Source organism: Staphylococcus sp. HMSC068G11, from assembly GCF_001815825.1.
Classification (GTDB): Bacteria; Bacillota; Bacilli; order Staphylococcales; family Staphylococcaceae; genus Staphylococcus; species Staphylococcus epidermidis.
The window spans coordinates 134,373-152,273 of record NZ_KV822098.1; the positions used below are offsets into that span (position 1 = coordinate 134,373).

Here is a 17,901-nt window from a genome sequence, read left to right on the forward strand (position 1 = left end):
AATCACTCCTTACCATATTCATCTATCATTGATAACAATTTTTTTGCAAAACCATTATCTGTTATACCAATATTAACTCTATCGCTTTTACCTATTGCTAACCCTAATTCATTTCTAGTACCAAACACTTTTAATGGCACTTGATAACTATTACATTTATTATTCATCTGTTTTAGAGTATTACTAGATGCATCGCTAGCTAATATGACAAGTTTTATTTGCTTCTTTTTAAGCTCGTTTAATATGACCGATTCACCGCTTTTGATTTTACCAGCTCTCATAGCTAAACCAAGTAAATTAAAAATTTTCATTTTAGTCATTATTTTGGAATCTCTTCTCTATAAATCAGTCTTATTATTTCTTTATAAACAGGGTCAAGTGTATCTTTAGTAGCGTTAAAATATTTTTCTAAAACTTCTCTTTGTTGAGCCTTTTCAACTAAAGCTACATCTTTAGACACATATGCACCGCGCCCTTGTTTTTTTCCTGTCGCATCTGCAAAGATTTCGCCTTCTTTGTTAATAACCACTCGAATCATATCTTTTTTGGGACGCATTTCATTAGATATAATACATTTTCTCATTGGAATTTTTTTCTTTCTCATTAATTTATCACTCCAACCTATGATTCTGTGTCATTATCTTCTTCTGTTTTAGCTGTTTTTTCTTCATCAGTTTCAGCAGTTAATTCTGTACTAGTTAAGTTTGTCTCTTCTAAGTTAACATTATCAAACTCAACATCTTCGTCACCTGAATTAACAATTTCATCTGCAACTTCTTCTGTTTCAATAACAGGATAAATTCCAGCTTCTCGGGCATCAGATTCTGATTTAATATCTATCTTCCAACTTGTTAATTTAGCAGCTAAACGTGCGTTTTGTCCTCGTTTACCTATAGCTAAGGATAATTGGTAATCAGGAACTACCACTACAGTTGATTGATTCTCTTCATCAACAATTACTTCTAAAACTTGTGATGGACTTAAAGCATTACGAACAAATACTTTCGGATCTTCATCCCATTGGACGATATCTATTTTTTCGCCACCAAGTTCTTCAACAACCGCTTCTACTCGTGCTCCTTTAGAACCTACACATGCTCCAACAGCATCTATATCAGGATTATCAGAATACACGCTAATTTTAGAACGATCTCCAGCTTCACGCGCTACTGATTTAACAATAACAGTACCATCATAAATTTCTGGAACTTCTTGTTCGAATAAACGTTTTAATAATCCAGGATGACTTCTTGATACATAAATTTGTGGACCTTTTGTAGTCTGTTCAACTTTATTTACATATACCTTGATACGTTCATTAGGAATATATTTCTCATTAGGACTTCTTTCAGCTTCTGACAGCACAGCTTCAATTCTTCCTAAATTCACATATACATAGCGATGGTCTACACGGTCAATCACACCTGTTAGAATATCTTCTTCTTTATCGATAAATTCATCATATAGAATTTCTCTTTCTGCGTCTCTAAGTCGTTGCATCACAGCTTGCTTAGCTGCTTGAGCTCCTACTCGTCCGAAGTCTTTCGGTGTTACATCTTGTTCATAAATATCTCCTACTTCATAGGCAGGATTTTTGACTAAAGCAGTACTTAAATCAACTTCATCTCTGTCATCAAACACTTCTTCAACGACTTCTTTACGTGCAATCACTCTAAATGAACCTTCGTCCATATTTAATTCTACTCTTACATTTCTAGCACTATCATAGTTTTTCTTGTACGCAGTAATTAAAGCTGCTTCAATTGCATCAATTAAAACTTCTCTAGGAATTTTCTTTTCCTTTTCTAAATATTCAGTAGCTAATAATAATTCATTACTTGACACGTTTTTTTCCTCCTCATCACGTTAAATCATTACAGCGTGACGTGCTTTTGCGATTTTATTCCTTGGAATTTCAATTTCTTTTGTTTTTGCCTTTTCTTTAACTTCCATATTAATTGATTCATCATTTACAGATTTTAAAATACCTAACCATTCTTTATCTCCTTCAATTGGTGCATAAAGAGATACAAAAATGGGCTGATTGATAGCATTATAAAAATCTTTTTCTTTTTTTATTGGTCTTTCTGCCCCTGGCGATGCAACATCAAGATAATACATTTCAGGTATTGGATCATTTTCATCCATAACTTCACTAATTTTTTCTGAAGCTAAAGTGCAATCATTAAGATCTACGCCACCTTCTTTATCAATAGAAATCCTTAAAAAATGGTCTTTACCTTCTTTAACATACTCAATGTCTACTAATTCAAAGTCCAAATCATTTAAAACTGGTTGAATCAATGCTTCAACTTGTTCAGTAATTTTACTCATACAGGCCTCCTTTTTGGCAAATAGAAAAGAGCGGGTTTATGCCCACTCTTCTGCCTGAGTTAATCATTTTTTACGCACATTTAGTATATCACAAGTCTAATAAGTAAACAAACTGATATAGGTTTACTAATAAAGATGATTGAACGTATATAATATCAATTTATTAATAAGAAATGCTTACATATCAAATATCGACAATTGTGCCTTGTCAGGTAAATCTGGCAATGAGCCTAATTCATCTAAATAGTCAATAACCTTTTGAGATAAGCCGGCTTTTTTATTTAAATCTTCTTTTGATAAAAATGGTCCCTCTTCTCTCGCTTCAACAATTCTTTGTGCAACGTTTTCTCCAAGTCCTGGCACTGAAATGAATGGAGGAATCAATGTGTCCCCTTCAATGATGAAGTCAAAAGCCTGACTTTTTTCTAAACTAATCGGTTGCAATCGAAAACCTCGATGTGCCATTTCATTCATTATTTCTAATACAGTTAATACATCTTTCTCTTTTTTTCCTAAATCCATATATCGTGAATACATATCTTTAACTGTATTACGAATACTCGTTTTATCTTTAATCATCGTTATAAGGTCAAAATCGGAAGCTCTTATAGTAAAGTATGCTGCATAATAATATAGTGGATGATGTACTTTAAAGTATGCAATTCTTACAGCCATTAGTACATAAGCTGCAGCATGAGCTTTAGGGAACATATATTTAATTTTACGACAAGAATCTAAATACCAATCTGGTACGTTATTCTCCTTCATCGCTTCAACCATTTCATCTGTTAAACCGCGACCTTTACGTACAAATTCCATCGTTTTAAAAGCCATTGACGGTTCAAGTCCAGCATACATTAGATATACCATGATATCATCACGACAGCCTATCACACTAGATAAATCACATATCCCTTGACGAATTAACTCTTGAGCATTACCTAACCAAACGTCCGTTCCGTGAGATAAACCTGAAATTTGAACTAATTCTGAGAATGTCGTTGGCTTAGTATCTTCAAGCATTTGACGTACAAATCCAGTACCAAATTCTGGCACACCAAATGTACCTGTCTTACATAATATTTCGTCTTCTGTAACACCTAAACTCTCAGGGCCACTAAATATTTGCATTGTTTCTTTATCATCTACTGGTATAGTTTTCGGGTCAATTCCTGATAAGTCTTGTAACATACGAATCATCGTTGGATCATCATGTCCTAATATATCTAATTTTAAGACATTATCGTGTATTGAATGGAAGTCGAAATGGGTTGTCATCCACGCTGCACTTTGGTCGTCTGCTGGAAATTGAATCGGAGTAAAATCATAAATATCCATGTAATCCGGTACAACAATAATTCCCCCAGGATGTTGACCAGTCGTACGTTTAACCCCTGTACAACCTTTAACCAACCGATCAATTTCAGCACCACGTTTGTGAATACCTTGATCATTTAAGTAACCTTTAACGAAACCAAAAGCTGTTTTTTCAGCAACAGTACCTATTGTTCCAGCACGAAATACTTTATCTTCACCAAACAATACTTTTGTGTAATTATGCGCGTTAGGTTGGTATTCACCACTAAAGTTCAAGTCAATATCTGGAACTTTATCTCCTTTAAATCCAAGGAATGTCTCAAAGGGGATATCTTGCCCTTCTTTAATTAATTCATTACCACAAGTGGGACATTTTTTATCTGGTAAATCGAATCCAGATCCAACCGAACCATCATCAAAGAACTCACTTGTCTTACAATGTGAACAAATGTAATGTGGTGGAAGCGGATTAACTTCTGTAATTTCAGTCATTGTTGCTACGAAACTAGAACCTACTGAACCACGCGATCCTACTAAATAACCATCATCTAGCGATTTTTTCACCAAACGTTGAGATATGAGGTAAATAACAGAAAAGCCATTACCAATAATACTATCTAATTCTTTTTCAAGGCGATCTATAACAATTTGTGGTAGATTTTCACCATATAGTTTTTTCGCATTAGAATAACTCAACTCACGAATTTCTTCATTAGCCCCATCCATTCTTGGCGTAAATAGTTTATCTTTTATAGGTACTACTTTTTCAATTTTATTAGCGAGCTCATTTGTATTTGTTACAACGATTTCATATGCTTTTTCTTCACCTAAGAAGTGAAAATCATCTAACATTTCATCAGTGGTTCTAAAGTGAGCTTCTGGTAATGTTGAACGATTTAATGGATTCCCTGGTTGGGATGCAATTAAAATTTTTCTGGCTATAGCATCATGCTCATATAGATAATGTGCGTTACCAGTAGCAATCACTGGGATATTAGCACTTTTACCAGCATCTATTAATCGCTTGTAAATTTGTGTTAACGTTTCATTGTCTCGTATTAATTCTCTATCCATTAAATCTTGATAAAGTGCAGGCGGTTGAACTTCTATAAAATCATAGAACTTTGCTATTTTTTCTACTTCCGACTGATCCTTCTGCATTACTGCTGTGAATAATTCACCCTCATCACACGCTGTGCCAATTAAGAGCCCTTCTCGATACTCATTTAAAAGAGAACGTGGAATTCTTGGCGTACGGTAATAATACTTAACTAATGAAGCACTGACTATTTTAAATAAATTTTTAAGACCTTCTTGATTTTGAACAATGAGTGTAACGTGGGATGGACGAGCTCTTTTATATGCATCTTCATTAGTTAATTTTTTATTAATTTCTAGATGGTTGTTCACACCTAGTTCTTTCATTTGTTGAACCATTTTTATAAAAATATAAGCTGTTGCTTCTGTATCATAAATCGCTCTATGGTGTTGTGTTAATTCGACACCATATTTTTTGGCAAGGAAATTTAAACCATGTTTCCCATATTCGGTATTAATTGTACGTGATAGCTCAAGTGTATCAATGACACCGTTTGTAGAAGGTCCAAAGCCTAACCTTTCATACCCTGTGTCAATAAATCCCATATCAAATGAAGCATTATGAGCTACAAATATCGCATCTCCAACCCACTCTTTAAATTCAGTTAACACTTCTTCAATTTCAGGAGCATCAGTTAACATATCATCCGTGATATGTGTAAGATTGATAATGGTTTCAGATAATCTTTCGTGTGGATTACTAAAACGTTCAAACTTATCTATAATTTCACCGTTATGCACTTTTACTGCAGCTAATTCAATAATTTTATCATATTGATTAGAAAGACCTGTTGTCTCTACGTCAAACACCACATATGTTGCATCTTTTAAATTACGGTCTGTTGGTTTATAAGCTATAGGAACACCATCGTCTACTAGCATACCTTCCATACCATAAATCATCTTAATACCGTACTTTTCCGCAGCATTGTGTGCATCGGGAAAGGCTTGTACTACATTGTGATCTGTTACTGCTAAGGCTTGGTGTCCCCATTTAGCAGCTTGTTCAACATATGCACTAATATTAGGAATACCATCCATTTGACTCATAGACGTATGTAAATGAAACTCTACACGCTTATTTTCTGCTTTATCTTGTTTAGGTGTCTTTTTAATTTCTTCAATATCTGACATCATCATGACAAGATCTCTAACAAAAGTATCTTCTTCAATACGACCTTGAGCTCTAACCCATTTACCAACACTAAGTGCCTTAAAGTGCTCCAAGTCATCTTTATTTTTTCTTGTAAACATTTTTAATACAAGTGAATCTGTGTAATCAGTAACTTTAAGCTCAACTATATGACGTCCACTCTTAAGTTCTTTTAGGTTAATATCAAATATAACACCCTCAATAGCTACTTTGAATTCTTCTTCAATAATTGATTCAATTGGTTTTATATTTTCAATCTGAATTGGTTTTCCAATCTGACATTTTTCCACTGTACTTTCATTATTATCTTGTTGTTTCGCTTTTTCTGCTTTCATTTTTTCTAATTTTTCAGTTGCTTCTCTTGCACTTTGTTCATCTTCTTGTTGAATATGTGCTTCTAAAGATGCAAGGTCATCATCGTGATTTGTTGTATCTGTTTCAAAAACGACTTTATCAATTTCAAAGCCACACTGTCTAAATGCTTTAATTAAACTACCATTACATGCCTTATCAAAATGATTTCTCTCAATATCATTTGAAACTAAGACTTTTAAAACATTTCCACTCATAATGAGTTTTTTTTGTTTCAATTGACCTTTCACTTTTGGCGACAATCGTGTTTGATCAATACAATGTCCGAAATATTTTAAAGCAAACTCATCTTGATTGTTGGTATCTTTAATTGAAAAATCAATTGCTACTGTAGCTATTTCTTTAAATTCTTCTTCAATTGCATGTGTAAAAAGAAGATAATCTTCATGAGATAAAAAATGTGGGAGTGATATTTGGAAAGTCCATGTTCTGTTTTTATTTGAAACATCTATACGCGTGAGTTCACCTTGTTCAAGAATATCTTGTTCTAGTTGATTTGATATTTTTATTTGATCGGCAAGCACTTTAAACTTTTCTCGATTTGTCATTGCCAAAATAATAACCACCTTAATTAATACTAAATTTAAAACTATTAAACATCATTGGATATATTACAACTGTTCATAAAGTTACTTAATAAATTCGTTTCATATTATACTACTGATTGGACGTATTTTCATGAAAAACAAATAGTAAATAATACAATAAAGAAGAGCAGGTTAGATTTAAGATTATGTTTCATCATCTTTCCTGCTCTTTATTAATATCAATTTAACTATCAACAATTATATTACAACTTACTTAATATTCTTAAATAAATCTTGTAAGTAAGTCTCTAATTCATCAATTTGCACTTCTTCGCTTAAACCGTTAAAGCGTTGTTTTACCTCAACAATACCTTCTTCAGCTCTTTTACCAACAACAACTCGTACCGGTAACCCTATTAGGTCTGAATCATTAAATTTAACACCAGCACGTTCTTTTCGGTCATCATATAAAACATCGTATGAATTCATTAATTTTTGATAAAGTTGATCACCTAAAGTACGTTGATCATCTTTTTTAGGATTGATAGTGATTAGATGGATATCGAAAGGCGTTACTGATTTTGGCCAAATAATTCCATTCTCGTCATTGTTTTGTTCAACAATTGCACTTAATGTTCTTGATACTCCAATACCATAACACCCCATAATGAGTGGTTGTGCTTTTCCCTGATTATCTAGAAAAGTTGCATTCATTGATTCAGAATATTTTGTTCCTAATTTGAAAACTTGTCCTACTTCAATGCCTTCAGCAAATTGTGCTACTCCCGAGCCATCACTTAACATCTCACCTTGTGTAATGAACCTAAAGTCACTGTATTCTGTTACGTCAAAGTCTCTACCAATATTGACATTTATATAGTGATAATGATCTTCATTAGCTCCTACAACATAGTTATTTAAATCTTGTAAGTAATTATCGGCATAAATTTTAATATCTTTTTCAAAAATAGGACCAATAGACCCCGGATTGGCACCTACAAGATTAACAATTTCATCCTGTGTAGCCATTTCAACATGTTCCGTGCCGAAATATGCTTTTAATTTCACTTCATTTAATTCATGATGTCCACGAACTAGTAACATAATAAATTCGCCATCTATTTTAAAAATCATCGTTTTTACAATTTCATCTAATGGTCTCTCTAAATAGTCTGCAACTTCTTGAGCTGTTTTAACATTTGGCGTCTCAACTTTAGTCAATTCTGCAAGTTCAGAATGCTTATGAGAAGGATGATAAACAACTTCGGCCTTTTCAATATTAGCTGCGTAGTCACTCTCATTACTATAAACTATTGTATCTTCCCCAATTTCACTCAATGCCATAAACTCGTGTGTATGACTTCCCCCTATTGCACCTGAATCTGCCACAACCGGTCTTGCATTGATGCCTACACGTTTGAATATGCGACTATATGCTTGATACATATCTTGATAAGTTGCATCTAATGAAGCTTCATCTGAATGGAAAGAATATGCATCTTTCATAAGAAATTCGCGTCCTCTTAATAATCCAAAGCGTGGCCTTTTCTCATCTCTATATTTGGATTGAATTTGAAATAAAGTAAGGGGTAACTGTTTATACGATTTTAATTCATCTCTTACTAAAGAAGTGACTACTTCCTCATGAGTAGGTCCTAATGCAAATTCACGTCCGTTTCTGTCTTTTAAACGCATTAGTTCTGGACCATATGCACTCCAACGACCTGACTCTTCCCATAATTCTGCTTGTTGTAAAGCTGGCATAAGAATTTCTACAGCATCTATACTTTCCATTTCTTCACGTATGATTTTAGATATATTATTTAGGACACGTGTAGCTAGTGGTAAGTAACTATATATACCACTTGTACTCTGTTTAATTAACCCTGCTTTTAATAATAAACGATGGCTTAATGCTTCCGCCTCTGCAGGGACTTCTCTCATCGTTGGTATAAATACTTTAGATTGTTTCATTCTCTTTTTCCTCCCTATTTATAAGAAATACCGTTGTATATCATTCCAAGTGACTAAAATCATAATAATAACCACAAAAAGTGCGCCTACAGCAATAATTCCTGTTTCCGCTTTTTTATTCACTGGTTTTCTAAAAATAGCCTCATATAGTACAAATAATATGCGACCACCATCAAGCGCTGGAATAGGTAACAAATTCATTATTCCTAAGTTAACACTTAATAAAGCGGTGTATCCTACTAAATTAATAATTCCAGATTTAACAACAGAATCAACACTGTGATAAATACCAACAGGGCCATTTAACATATCAAATGAAAATTCTCCTGTAAATATACTGGCTAACATACCAACAACAGCTGTAAAAATAAGCTTACCTTTGTCGAAAAAGTTATAAATACCGTAGCTTATTGGTTTAAAAACGCTGTGTTCTGTAGTAGGAGCAAAACCAATTTGATAAGTTGTTTGAGTTTTAGTTTTAGTTATCTTTCTTTCTACTTTTTTAGGTTGGAGATCTACAGACTTGGTTTGGCCATCCCTTTTAATTTTTACAGTTGTTTTAGCCGTTCTATTTTGGTCAAGAACATGTTTGATATCATCAAAATTTTTAATTTTATGATTACCTACCTGAACTATTTTATCACCTTTGTGCAATCCAGCTTCATCAGCCGGAGACTTCTTCACAACTTCTCCTATGACATTGGTTGGCGTACCTTGGTAGTATGCTAATCCAATAAATAGTACTAAAGCTAAAATAAAATTAAATAATGGACCTGCAAACAATGTTAAAAACTTAGGCAATGGTTTCTTATGTGCAAACTGTCTATCTCTTGGAGCAATTTGTACAAGGCTTCCATTTTCGACAAAAAATGCCTTTTTCGCTATAGTGAAGTGATGCCTTTCGTCATCATAAGAAGTAATACCTTCAATATATAGGTCATCTTTAAAATCACATTTCTTAACTTCTATAGCTTCAATTTGTTGAAATTTATGTTGATCATCTAGAATTATATGTGTGATTTCATCTTGGTTATTTAACTTTATTTTTACGTTCATACCTGGTTGAACTGGGGGTTCTTCAAGACCATCACCAGCCATTCTTACATAACCACCCACCGGTAATAGACGAATTGTATATAATGTTTCATCTTTACGAAAACTAAAAATTTTAGGGCCCATACCAATCGCAAATTCAGGACACATAATTCCTGCTCGCTTAGCAAAAAACATGTGTCCATATTCGTGAACAGTTACGAGGACACCAAATACGATGATAAATGAAATAATCGTAATTAAAATGCTCATGTTCTACACCTCTAATGAATTTATGTTTAATTAAAAAATCATCTAAGTAATTAAATCGAAGATAATATTAAATATTATAATATGTTAATACTTAATATCATATTATTTTGTGTTATTGTATCTTAACAATTTATCAATAAGTGCTGAAAAGGAGTTAAGAGATATTCACCACTCATCAACATCTCAATAACTCCTTCATTATAACATCTATTCCATTTTACAATTCATAAATTTAAGTTTGTATCAGTAAAATATTTAATAGCGGTAATACAAACATGAAGCTATCAAATCTATCTAATATACCGCCATGCCCTGGTAGTATACGTCCCGAATCTTTAACACCAAAATGACGTTTAAACCCAGATTCTACTAAATCACCTAATTGACCAAACATACTTAACACAATTGTGACTAATAATAAAAGCCAAATATTCATATGTAAATCTACAAACATTTGCATCACTAATGGTACTAAAATGCTACATAAAATACCACCAAAGAAACCTTCAATTGTTTTATTAGGGCTAATAACTGGCCATAACTTATGTTTACCCATAAGGCGACCAAAAATATAAGCACCCGTATCTGTTAGCCAAACGATTAAAAATGCAAATAAAATATATCTCAAGCCCTCAGAACGTGTCTCATAAAAATACATGAAACCAATTCCTACATAAGCTACAGACATCAAACAAAATGCAGCATCCATAAAACTAAATCTGTTTTTAGATAGCACTGTATAACTTAAAACTATGAAACTCATAGCAATTAAACCTTTAAGTTGGATAACTTGAACCCATTCACCTGCATCTTGAGGTAACATGATAATAATTAGGGCTAAAGCACTAATCAGACCAGGTATAGATAAAAATTTAATCATATTCATATTAAGTAATTCTTTTAAGGCTATCAAAGCTAATAAAAATGCGAAAAGCATTAATATTAAGCCACCCTTGAGCAAGATAGGCAAGAATATTAATAAAGCTATAATCGCGGTTAATGTTCTTACTTTCATTTTTTACTCCTCACTTAATCCTCCAAAACGTCTTTGGCGTGATTGATATATTTTCAAACACTCTCTTAACTCTTTTTCATCAAAATCTGGCCATAGCTTTTCATTAAAAATAAATTCACTATATGAAGCTTGCCATATTAAGAAATTGCTTATCCTTTGTTCTCCTGAAGTGCGTATTAATAAGTCTGGATCTGGATAACTATGCGTCATTAAATGACGTTTTATTAACGCCTCATCAATCACATCAGATCCTTGTCCGTTTAATTGTAATTCGTTATATATTGTTTTCATACTCTGAATAATCTCAGCTCGTCCACCATAATTTATGGCAAACACAAGAGTTAACCCAGTATTGTTCTGAGTTTTAGCTTTAGCAAAATCAATAGCATTAATTGTCGATTGTGGTAAACCTTCATAAAACCCTATTGTTTCAATTTTAACATTCTTTTCAATTAATTCTGGTAGAAATGTTTTAAGGAAATTCACAGGAAGATTCATAATATAATTAACTTCACTTTCAGGTCTAGACCAATTCTCTGTTGAAAATGCGTATAGTGTTAAGTACTTAATACCTAAATCACTCGCTTCGCGAGTAATTTTTTTGATTGTTTGCATACCTTCATAATGTCCTTTAATTCTAGGCATTTTACGTTTTTTTGCCCAACGTCCATTTCCATCCATGATAATAGCCACATGTTCAGGTATATTATGTATGTCTAAATCATTATTATGGTTTGTCTCAGTTTTGTTTTTATTTTTCAGCTTTTTAAACATGGTCTTTCCTCCGAGCCTGATCGTCTCTGTTTATAATATTAGTTAATTAAACAATCATCTATCATTTTATCATACTCATTTATTCCATTGAATAAGCAAATAAAAAAACTGTACCAAAGTCTTAGTTGGTACAGTTTAGACTATGAAGATATTCAATGTCTGACAGATGTTTCATTTTAGATAATATACTAATATGAATGTGTTTGCGATAATAAAATACCTATACTGACATAATATCTTTTTCTTTGTCGGCAACCAATTGATCTATATCTTTAATCGAATTATCTGTAGCTTTTTGTACATCATCAGTTTGACTTCTTAAGTCGTCTTCAGTAATGTCACCATTTTTTTCGTCTTTTTTAAGCTGATCATTAATATCACGACGAATATTTCTAATTGAGACTTTAGCATCTTCACCAATTTTTTTAACTTCTTTAACTAATTCTTTTCGTCTTTCTTCAGTTAAAGCTGGTACAGAGATACGAATAACCTCACCATCACTCGTTGGATTAACCCCAAGATTAGCCGCGATAATTGCTTTTTCAATATCAGCAACTGATGTCTTATCATATGGTGAAATAACTAATAGACGTGCTTCAGGCACATTGATACTTGCTAATTGTTGCACTGGTGTAGGTGCACCATAGTAGTCAACTGTAACACCATTAAGTAAATTGGAGTTTGCTCTACCAGCACTAATGTTAGCAAGTTCACGAGATAAGTTATCAATTGATTTTTGCATTCTAGACTTTGTATCTTTGATTATGTCACTCATTTTTTACACCTCAAAATTATTTTGTAATTAATGTTCCGATTTTTTCACCCATTACAGCACGCTTAATATTACCTTCTTCCATAATAGAGAAAACATTTAATGGAATGTTATTATCCATGCAGAACGATGAAGCTGTTGAATCCATCACTTGTAAACCTTCTTGAAGCATTTGAATATGTGTCAAATGTTCATATTTAATTGCATTTGCATCAACTTTTGGATCAGCTGAATAAACACCATCTACATTATTTTTACCCATTAAAATTACATCTGCTTCTACTTCAGCCGCACGTAAAGCAGCAGTTGTGTCAGTTGAGAAGTAAGGATTACCAATTCCAGCGGCAAATATAACAACACGTTTTTTCTCCAAATGTCTAATTGCACGTCGACGAATATATGGTTCAGCAACTTGTTTCATTTCAATAGAAGTTAAAACACGTGTATCACAATCTAATTGTTCTAAACTGTCTTGTAATGCTAAAGCATTCATTACAGTAGCAAGCATCCCCATGTAATCAGCCGTACCACGATCCATGCCTAGGTCGCTACCAGTTTTGCCTCTCCAAATATTTCCACCGCCGACAATGACAGCAATTTCACAATCCATTTTGGCAACTTCAGCAACTTGCTGTGCAACGCTTTTGATAATGATAGGATTTATGCCGAATCCTTTATCACCTGCTAAAGCTTCACCACTCAATTTTAATACTACACGTTTATATTTAGAAGTTTGTGCCATTTTCTTATCCTCTCTATCGTAAAAATATGTAAATATATAAGTAAAGAAGACACGAATGTCTCCTTTTAGCTATCTTAACAATAGGCTTATAAAAAGGAAACGTGTGAGGTGTCTTCTTCCTTGTTAAACTTTATGACAGATTATTTCATTTGTCCTTTAACTTCTTCAGCAAAGTTTTCTTCACGTTTTTCCATACCTTCTCCAACTTCATAACGAACGAAATCAGTAAGTTTACCACCTTTAGCTTTTAAGAAAGCTTCAACAGTTTCGTCTGGATTTTTAACGAAGTTTTGATCTACAGCACAAATTTCTTGTAAATATTTACGTAAACGACCTTCAACCATTTTTTCAACGATTTTTTCTGGTTTACCTTCGTTTAATGCTTGTTGTTTTAATACTTCTCTTTCATGATTGATTTCTTCTTCGCTTACTTGTTCAGAAGAAACATATTTAGGGTTGATTGCCGCAATGTGCATTGCTACGTCTTTAGCAGCTTCTTCATCAGTAGTACCTTCAACTACAGTTAACACACCAATACGTCCACCCATGTGTAAATATGCACCAAATGCATCATTATCAGTTTTTGTTCTGATAGAGAAACGACGGATGCTTAATTTTTCACCAATTGTTGAGATAGCTTCTTTCATTCTTTCATCAACAGTTTTACCGCTAGATAATTTAGATTCCATCAAAGCGTCTACTGTTTCTACCTTGCTATCTAAAATATGGTTAGCAATTTCTTTAACTAATTCTTGGAAACCTTCGTTACGTGCTACGAAGTCTGTTTCTGAATTAATTTCAACGATTGCAGCTTCATTACCTTTTACTTCAACGTGTACAAGACCTTCTGCTGCGATACGGTCAGCTTTTTTAGCTGCTTTTGCAATACCTTTTTCACGTAAGTAGTCAATCGCTTTATCGATGTCACCATCAGTTTCAGTTAGCGCTTTTTTACAATCCATCATTCCTGCGCCAGTTTTTTCACGTAATTCTTTAACAAGTTTTGCTGAAATTGCCATTCATTATTCCTCCAATATAAATAGTAATTATTGATATACCTAGATTTTAGCATTATTTTAGGTTATATTTCCATTACAGTATTATGATTTAATTTTATTTTTAAAAAAAGGTGATAAGCATTAGTATCTTATCACCCATTTAAACTATCTCTTAGTTTGATTCAACAGAAGTGTTTTCTTCAGTTGTTTCTGCTTGTTCAGATTCTTCTTTGTCATCTAAATTGATGTTTTGTTCTGCAGCTACTTCTTCATTAGATACACCTTGTTGACCTTCTAAGATAGCGTCTGCCATTTTACCAGTTAATAATTTAACGGCACGAATAGCATCATCGTTTGCTGGGATAACGTAATCAATTTCATCAGGATCACAGTTAGTGTCAACAATACCTACGATAGGAATATTTAGTTTGCGAGCTTCAGCAATAGCGTTGCGCTCTTTACGAGGATCAACAACGAATAATGCTTGAGGCATTGATTTCATATCGCGAATACCGCCTAAGAACTTAATTAAACGGTCGTATTCTTTTTTAAGTTCAACAACTTCTTTTTTAGGTAATACTTCAAATAATCCGTCTTCTTCCATTTTTTCAATTTCAGAAATACGTTTAATTCGTTTTGAGATTGTTTTGTAGTTAGTTAAAATCCCACCTAACCATCTTTGGTTAACGTAGAATTGACCAGCACGCTCTGCCTCAGCTTTAACTGATTCTTGCGCTTGTTTTTTTGTACCTACGAATAAGACTTTTCCGCCTTCTTCAGAGATTTGTTTAACAAAGTTGTATGCTTCTTCAACTTTTTTCACTGTTTTTTGTAAATCAATGATATAAATACCATTTCTTTCAGTGAAGATATATTTTTTCATTTTTGGGTTCCAACGGCGTGTTTGGTGACCGAAGTGCACACCGGCTTCAAGTAATTGTTTCATAGAAATTACTGCCATTTTAAATTCCTCCTAGTGGTTATTTACCTCCATAATCAACTGATATAAAGACAAATATTTAATTTGCACCCTTTATATTTAAATTGATTATGTGCGTATTGGCTTTATAGCCGTCAATTAATATATCATATTTAATACATAAAAGCAATAACATGATTTGTATTATTGAATTTCTGTTTGAATAACAATAAAGATGGAGATTATTTAATAACATTCTTAATTTCTCTAAACATTTTATAGTCGATAATTAACATATAAAATAATAGGTTTCTGAAAAAGTAAAAATCAGTCCATTCATTATTCACAGATTAATCTTAATTTACTAATATTTCAAAAAAACATTTCATATTCAACTTTTACTTATTTTTTTCAAGCTCATCAAGGAATTTATCTTTTTTCACTTTAATAAATGTCCCTTTCATTCCAAGAGAACGTGATTCTATGACACCAGCACTTTCAAGTTTGCGTAAAGCATTCACTATGACTGATCGTGTAATGCCCACTCTGTCAGCTACTTTTGAAGCTATAAGTAAACCTTCTGTACCACCAAGTTCTTCAAATATATGTTCGATTGCTTCTTTTTCTGAGTATGAAAGTGAGTTGATTGCCATTGTTATAGCAGCTTTATCTCTAGCTTCTTTTTCGACTTCATTATGTTTTTCTCGTAATATTTCCATTCCTATTACAGTGGCTGCATATTCTCCTAATACTAAGTCATTTTCATTGAAGTCGTCTTGAACTCGACCTAAGACTAGCGTACCAAGTCTTTCGCCACCACCTAAAATTGGAAAAATAGTTGTTCTACTATTTAAAAATACCTCTCTATTCTCTGGTGGAAATACAGTTAATTCATTATCAATATCGATATTTGATTCTGTTTGTTTAACATTCATCAACTCTTCAGTATATTCGCGCGGTATATGTCGATCTTCTAACATATCTTTAATACGTTCACTTTTTAATAATTCATTCAAACAAGATCCTAAGATTTTACCTCTTCTCGACACAATAAATACATTAGTAACTGTAACATTACTAATTGTTTGAGCAACATCTTTAAAATCTACTGCAATGCCTTTATGTTTTTGTAATAAAGTGTTTAATTCTCTTGTTTTAGATAATAAGCTCATATTTTTTCTCCTTCTATATATATTTATAAAATAAATGCACTTAAATCTTTATTTGTTGAGATTGATTTTAATTTGTCATCTACATATTGTGGGGTAATATCCACAACAGCATTCGGCATGCTTGGTGCTTCAAATGATAAATCTTCAAGCATTTTTTCTAGAATAGTGTGTAATCTACGAGCACCAATATTATCAGTATCTTGATTAACTTGATATGCAATTTCAGCTAATCTTTGAATGGCATCTTCTGAGAAGTTAACTGTAACTTCTTCAGTTTGAAGCAATGCTTCATATTGTTTGACAAGCGATAATTTTGGTTCTGTCAGAATTCTCACGAAATCTTCTACTGAAAGGTTTTCTAATTCTACTCTAATTGGAAATCGACCTTGTAATTCAGGAATTAAATCACTAGGTTTTGATACGTGGAATGCACCAGCACCTATAAATAGCATATGTTCAGTATTTACAGTACCATATTTTGTCTGAATCATGCTACCTTCAAGTATAGGAAGAATATCTCGTTGTACGCCTTGTCTTGACACATCTTGACCACTATTTTGATTGTTAGTAGCAACCTTGTCTATTTCATCAATAAATATGATACCCATTTGTTCTGCAAGCTCTAAGGCTTGTTGATTCGCAGTTTCTTGGTCGATTAATTCGTCAGCAAAATCATCAGCTAAGATTTTTCTAGCTGTCTCAACCGAAACTTCTCTTTCGACTTTTTTCTTGGGCATCAATTGATTCATCATATCTTGAATCTGTTGATTTTGATTAGTCCCTAACATTCCCATTGATGCAGGATCTTGTTCTACTTTTATTCTTACTTTTTCATTTTCAAGTTTGCCCTGTTCAAGTTGTTTTTTTATTTCAGAACGTTTCGTTTTAATTTCCTCAGTTGGCGGTTCTTCCTCTTCATCTTGATTTTGACCGAAGTTTGGAATTGCTCCACCGAATAAATTTTCCAAAGGATTGTTACCTTGTGCTGCCTTCTTTTTTAAACTCGGAACAAGTAATTTAACTAATTTGTCGTTTGCTTTCTTAGTTGCCTCATCTTTAACTAATGACTTTTTCTCGTCTTTTACTAAACGTACAGCAACATCAACTAAATCTCTAACCATGCTTTCAACATCTCTACCAACGTAACCGACTTCTGTAAATTTAGTTGCCTCGACTTTAATAAACGGTGCTCCAACAATTTTTGCCATGCGTCGAGCTATTTCAGTTTTACCAACTCCCGTTGGACCAATCATTAAAATATTTTTAGGCGCAACCTCTTGTTTCTCTTCTTCTTTTAAAAGACTTCTACGATAACGATTTCTTAATGCAATAGCCACCTTACGTTTTGCATCATTTTGTCCTACAATATACTCATTCAATTTAGATACGATGTCTTTTGGGGTTAATTTAATTCCATTTGTATCCATAT

15 protein-coding genes are annotated in these 17,901 nt (G+C 32.9%); all 15 read right to left on the reverse strand.

What is annotated here, in order from left to right; all coding sequences use genetic code 11:
• Window positions 1–2: 2 nt before the first annotated feature.
• The 15 genes from HMPREF3058_RS08835 to hslU all read right to left on the reverse strand — a co-directional run bounded on the left by HMPREF3058_RS08835 (window position 3) and on the right by hslU (window position 17,899).
• Complete coding sequence (locus HMPREF3058_RS08835) at window positions 3–320, reverse strand: YlxQ family RNA-binding protein (RefSeq protein ID WP_002476037.1); 318 nt, start codon at window positions 318–320, stop codon at window positions 3–5.
• Window positions 320–604, reverse strand: coding sequence for an RNase P modulator RnpM (gene rnpM, locus HMPREF3058_RS08840; protein WP_001829465.1), 285 nt, complete (start codon window positions 602–604; stop codon window positions 320–322). The genes HMPREF3058_RS08835 and rnpM overlap by 1 nt, the downstream gene beginning before the upstream one ends.
• A gap of 17 nt (window positions 605–621) precedes the next feature.
• Complete coding sequence (gene nusA / locus HMPREF3058_RS08845; RefSeq protein WP_002476040.1) at window positions 622–1,845, reverse strand: transcription termination factor NusA; 1,224 nt, start codon at window positions 1,843–1,845, stop codon at window positions 622–624.
• A 21-nt stretch (window positions 1,846–1,866) separates the two neighbouring features.
• On the reverse strand, window positions 1,867–2,334 hold the full coding sequence (gene rimP, locus HMPREF3058_RS08850) for a ribosome maturation factor RimP (RefSeq protein WP_002446297.1): 468 nt from the start codon (window positions 2,332–2,334) through the stop codon (window positions 1,867–1,869).
• Between the two features lie 177 nt (window positions 2,335–2,511).
• The gene (locus HMPREF3058_RS08855; RefSeq protein ID WP_100214439.1) at window positions 2,512–6,822 is read right to left on the reverse strand and encodes a PolC-type DNA polymerase III; all 4,311 of its coding nucleotides are present in this window, start codon (window positions 6,820–6,822) and stop codon (window positions 2,512–2,514) included.
• 249 nt (window positions 6,823–7,071) lie between these two features.
• Window positions 7,072–8,775 carry a proline--tRNA ligase gene (locus HMPREF3058_RS08860; protein WP_002491396.1) on the reverse strand — a complete coding sequence of 568 codons (1,704 nt, stop codon included), beginning with the start codon at window positions 8,773–8,775 and terminating at the stop codon, window positions 7,072–7,074.
• Window positions 8,776–8,793: 18 nt separating this feature from the next.
• The gene (rseP, locus tag HMPREF3058_RS08865) at window positions 8,794–10,080 is read right to left on the reverse strand and encodes an RIP metalloprotease RseP (RefSeq protein ID WP_002446294.1); all 1,287 of its coding nucleotides are present in this window, start codon (window positions 10,078–10,080) and stop codon (window positions 8,794–8,796) included.
• A gap of 232 nt (window positions 10,081–10,312) precedes the next feature.
• Entirely contained in the window at window positions 10,313–11,095 is a 783-nt protein-coding gene (locus HMPREF3058_RS08870) for a phosphatidate cytidylyltransferase (protein WP_001829499.1), read from the reverse strand.
• Between the two features lie 3 nt (window positions 11,096–11,098).
• Complete coding sequence (locus HMPREF3058_RS08875) at window positions 11,099–11,869, reverse strand: isoprenyl transferase (protein ID WP_002487391.1); 771 nt, start codon at window positions 11,867–11,869, stop codon at window positions 11,099–11,101.
• 220 nt (window positions 11,870–12,089) lie between these two features.
• On the reverse strand, window positions 12,090–12,644 hold the full coding sequence (gene frr, locus HMPREF3058_RS08880) for a ribosome recycling factor (RefSeq protein WP_002446292.1): 555 nt from the start codon (window positions 12,642–12,644) through the stop codon (window positions 12,090–12,092).
• Window positions 12,645–12,660: 16 nt separating this feature from the next.
• Entirely contained in the window at window positions 12,661–13,383 is a 723-nt protein-coding gene (pyrH, locus tag HMPREF3058_RS08885) for a UMP kinase (RefSeq protein ID WP_002439511.1), read from the reverse strand.
• Window positions 13,384–13,523: 140 nt separating this feature from the next.
• On the reverse strand, window positions 13,524–14,402 hold the full coding sequence (gene tsf, locus HMPREF3058_RS08890) for a translation elongation factor Ts (RefSeq protein WP_002446291.1): 879 nt from the start codon (window positions 14,400–14,402) through the stop codon (window positions 13,524–13,526).
• 151 nt (window positions 14,403–14,553) lie between these two features.
• Entirely contained in the window at window positions 14,554–15,342 is a 789-nt protein-coding gene (rpsB, locus tag HMPREF3058_RS08895; protein WP_001832557.1) for a 30S ribosomal protein S2, read from the reverse strand.
• A gap of 356 nt (window positions 15,343–15,698) precedes the next feature.
• Window positions 15,699–16,472 (reverse strand): GTP-sensing pleiotropic transcriptional regulator CodY, encoded by a 774-nt coding sequence (codY, locus tag HMPREF3058_RS08900; protein ID WP_002446289.1) that lies wholly within the window; start codon window positions 16,470–16,472, stop codon window positions 15,699–15,701.
• A gap of 23 nt (window positions 16,473–16,495) precedes the next feature.
• Window positions 16,496–17,899: an ATP-dependent protease ATPase subunit HslU gene (gene hslU, locus HMPREF3058_RS08905; RefSeq protein ID WP_002491368.1), complete on the reverse strand. Its 1,404-nt coding sequence runs from the start codon at window positions 17,897–17,899 to the stop codon at window positions 16,496–16,498.
• Window positions 17,900–17,901 lie beyond the last annotated feature (2 nt).